Annotated in this window: 6 protein-coding genes; 2 read left to right on the top strand and 4 right to left on the bottom strand. The window is 40.4% G+C overall.

Annotation, left to right across the window (positions count from 1 at the left end):
• Nucleotides 1-64 precede the first annotated feature (64 nt).
• The 3 genes from ACFINX_RS09675 to ACFINX_RS09665 all read right to left on the bottom strand — a co-directional run bounded on the left by ACFINX_RS09675 (nucleotide 65) and on the right by ACFINX_RS09665 (nucleotide 1292).
• Nucleotides 65-277, bottom strand: a complete 213-nt coding sequence (locus tag ACFINX_RS09675; protein WP_375620805.1) for a hypothetical protein — start codon at nucleotides 275-277, stop codon at nucleotides 65-67.
• Between the two features lie 128 nt (nucleotides 278-405).
• Nucleotides 406-633, bottom strand: a complete 228-nt coding sequence (locus ACFINX_RS09670; protein WP_375650784.1) for a hypothetical protein — start codon at nucleotides 631-633, stop codon at nucleotides 406-408.
• The gene (locus ACFINX_RS09665; protein ID WP_375668758.1) at nucleotides 630-1292 is read right to left on the bottom strand and encodes a lysozyme; all 663 of its coding nucleotides are present in this window, start codon (nucleotides 1290-1292) and stop codon (nucleotides 630-632) included. The genes ACFINX_RS09670 and ACFINX_RS09665 overlap by 4 nt, the downstream gene beginning before the upstream one ends.
• Before the next feature lie 182 nt (nucleotides 1293-1474).
• Here ACFINX_RS09665 and ACFINX_RS09660 point away from each other — a divergent pair, with 182 nt between their 5' ends.
• Together ACFINX_RS09660 and ACFINX_RS09655 are read left to right on the top strand one after the other, a co-directional pair.
• Nucleotides 1475-1798 (top strand): type II toxin-antitoxin system RelE/ParE family toxin, encoded by a 324-nt coding sequence (locus tag ACFINX_RS09660; RefSeq protein ID WP_015857128.1) that lies wholly within the window; start codon nucleotides 1475-1477, stop codon nucleotides 1796-1798.
• A gap of 12 nt (nucleotides 1799-1810) precedes the next feature.
• Nucleotides 1811-2122 (top strand): DNA-binding protein, encoded by a 312-nt coding sequence (locus ACFINX_RS09655; RefSeq protein WP_208439803.1) that lies wholly within the window; start codon nucleotides 1811-1813, stop codon nucleotides 2120-2122.
• Nucleotides 2123-2182: 60 nt separating this feature from the next.
• Here ACFINX_RS09655 and ACFINX_RS09650 read toward each other — a convergent pair whose 3' ends face one another.
• Complete coding sequence (locus tag ACFINX_RS09650) at nucleotides 2183-2461, bottom strand: hypothetical protein (RefSeq protein WP_375628341.1); 279 nt, start codon at nucleotides 2459-2461, stop codon at nucleotides 2183-2185.
• Between the last annotated feature and the right edge of the window lie 110 nt (nucleotides 2462-2571).

Here is a 2571-nt window from a genome sequence, read left to right as displayed (position 1 = left end):
CTCCATGAGACGAGCAAAATTAAGAAACCATTTTCTAAAGAATTTCGCGCGTCTCAGAGTATGTTTAGAGTCGGATATTTGGTTTTTGTGTAAAAATACTTACAAACGCATCCATAATACGTGAAAAATCAAGCGCTAATAAGAGTATAATGAGTACAATCCATTTCGTATAACGCGACATCACTTTTACACTTTTGTAGGTCATGATGATTTCTTGGAGGATTTCTTTTTCTGCTTCTGTAAGTTCTGTATCGTCTTGTGTTTTTTTTCTAGCCATGTTTCCACCCACACACGCGTTCACCTAGATTATTGTGCTTTAAGATCTCTCTTGCTAAATTAGAACTGATGACGTTGACATCTTGCCTCTCTAAATAAATTGGTAACCAACCAACACAAGAGATATACTTATTTGTCCCGCAACCAACGAGAAAGATCAGAACGCACATCAGCATCACTTTTTTGATTAACTTCACTTTCCACCTCCAGACGTGTTTTGGCTGCTTTTAAAGCTTTTTCTGTTTGCTTTTGTTGCTCTGCTTTTTTCCCAAGAGTAAAAGCTCTTGCTAATGCAATAAAAAAAGCGACTAAAGCCGCGCCTGTTATCATCAGATTTCTTTTCATCCATAAGATCATAGACGATGCTCCTGAAAGCGTTTAGCAACAAAGAAAATACCAGCACATGCGGCTAAAATCATAATGGTGGCCAAAGCCCATTGGATTGGTCCATTTCCTGCTAATAAGCCTCCAAGCCCAGAAAAAGAACCAATAATCGGTGCAAGGGCTTCGGCTTTGAAAAGCCCTGTTGGTGCTTGCGTTTCTACTGTTTGATAATTGGAGGAAACATAAGCCCCTTTTGCCCATAAGCCTGTTTCTGCCGCACGCCGGTGTGCGAGACCTTCAAGACGCTTCCCGCCTGCTTTGGTCCATTTCTGTAACTCGGCAGGGACAGCTTCATATTCACCTTGATTGAGCTTTTTTAACAGTGTCGAGTTACAAAAGGCTCCTGTTCCTACATTATAGCAAAAGGAGACTAACGCCGCGAATTGTTCATCCGTTAATGAAACTGTAACCGCGCGTTCAACAGCATTCTCAAATTGTCTTAAGTCTTGGCAAAGAAGTTCTTCTGCTTGCTTTTCAGTGATTGTCATGCCTTCGTAAATAAAAGGCTTTCCAGCACTGTTTGTATGTCCATAACCTATTGTCCACACCCCAATGGCATCTTTATAGGCGTTCAAACGCAAACCTTCCCATTGTTTAATAAGTGCTAGTCCTTCTGATGATATTTTTCGCATATGATTCTCCATAAAAAAAGCTCCGCAAAAAGCAGAGCTGGATTAAAAAATTGACATCTTTCTCATTCGGAAAGATAGCTTGGTTAAGCTTCATGTCGCTTTTTCATTGGAATAAAAGAAGATTTTTTCTCAACTTTTAATTTCTTTCTTGACAAATATTCGTTTATAAACGAATATACATCATGTTTGAAATACGTCACTACCTTACTTCTGATGGCAAAGACTTGATAGCTGATTGGCTGCGAAAGCTCCGTGATATGCAGGCTAAAACTGCAATTATTCGCCGCCTTAATCGTTTAGAGCAGGGAAACTTTGGCGATTTCAAGCCGCTTCGTGAGGGTGTTCATGAATTGCGTATTAATGTTGGTCCTGGCTACCGAGTTTATTATGTCCAATCTGGAAAGACCGTATTGTTGCTATTATGCGGTGGCAGCAAAAAAACACAAGAGACTGATATCACTCGTGCATGTGCTTGCTGGCGTGATTGGCAAAACCGTGAAGATTAAAGGAGTGCAAAAATGAAAGACCGTAACCATGATGATGCAATGGCAGAAATATTCCGTGATGATCCTGAGTTGGCAGCAGCGACCCTTGATGCAATCCTAGCAGATGGTGATCAGGGTGAGCTGCTTGTAACTCTACGCCAAATGGCCAAAGCTTATGGTGGTGTTCAAGCTGTAGCTAAAGCAGCCAACTTGAACCCAACACAACTTTACCGTACACTTTCAGAAAAAGGTAATCCAGAGTTCCGCAGCTTGAATGCTTTACTGCGTACCATGGGGTTTCGTTTGGCTGTACAGCCTCTTGAACGACCAGTTCCACACGTATAACTTTAGTGTATTAACCCCTCCCCACCTTTAAAGATGGGGAAGGGAGTTCTGTTTTTTTAATTAAGCAACCTTTTTAATGGGGCTCTCTAAATCTGATTCGTAAGCTCGCAATAAAGGTAACATAACTGTAGGAAACTCTGAATCGCCAAAATCTGTTAGAACTGTTAAGATTTTAAGTATATTTGGCACCTCATCTTGAAGTTTGAAAATCAAAGCTTTTTCTACCAAACTCATGATGTTAATCAGAGCTGTACACTCTTTTTCATTAATATTTTCATCATTAGAAAACTGATATAAAGCTATCCACAAATCGCACAAAAAATCGACACTGCTATTCATTGCACACCTCCAAAGATTTGTTCTCTCAAACATGCCAATCCTCTGGAGGTGATTTTTGTTGAAGGGAGCACCTTTTCTGTACCATCCGGTCTTTGAATGGTGATAGCAGG

The organism is Bartonella sp. AP36NXGY, from assembly GCF_042195865.1.
Lineage (GTDB): Bacteria > Pseudomonadota > Alphaproteobacteria > Rhizobiales > Rhizobiaceae > Bartonella.
Note: the sequence above shows the minus strand (reverse complement) of the source record. Positions and strands in the feature narration are given on the sequence as shown.

What these genes read in the sequence shown, in the direction of transcription:
- ACFINX_RS09660 (WP_015857128.1), top strand. Translation starts at nt 1,475, where the DNA reads ATGTTTGAAATACGTCACTACCTTACTTCTGATGGCAAAGACTTGATA.
- ACFINX_RS09670 (WP_375650784.1), bottom strand. Translation starts at nt 633, where the DNA reads ATGATCTTATGGATGAAAAGAAATCTGATGATAACAGGCGCGGCTTTA.
- ACFINX_RS09675 (WP_375620805.1), bottom strand. Translation starts at nt 277, where the DNA reads ATGGCTAGAAAAAAAACACAAGACGATACAGAACTTACAGAAGCAGAA.
- ACFINX_RS09650 (WP_375628341.1), bottom strand. Translation starts at nt 2,461, where the DNA reads ATGAATAGCAGTGTCGATTTTTTGTGCGATTTGTGGATAGCTTTATAT.
- ACFINX_RS09665 (WP_375668758.1), bottom strand. Translation starts at nt 1,292, where the DNA reads ATGCGAAAAATATCATCAGAAGGACTAGCACTTATTAAACAATGGGAA.
- ACFINX_RS09655 (WP_208439803.1), top strand. Translation starts at nt 1,811, where the DNA reads ATGAAAGACCGTAACCATGATGATGCAATGGCAGAAATATTCCGTGAT.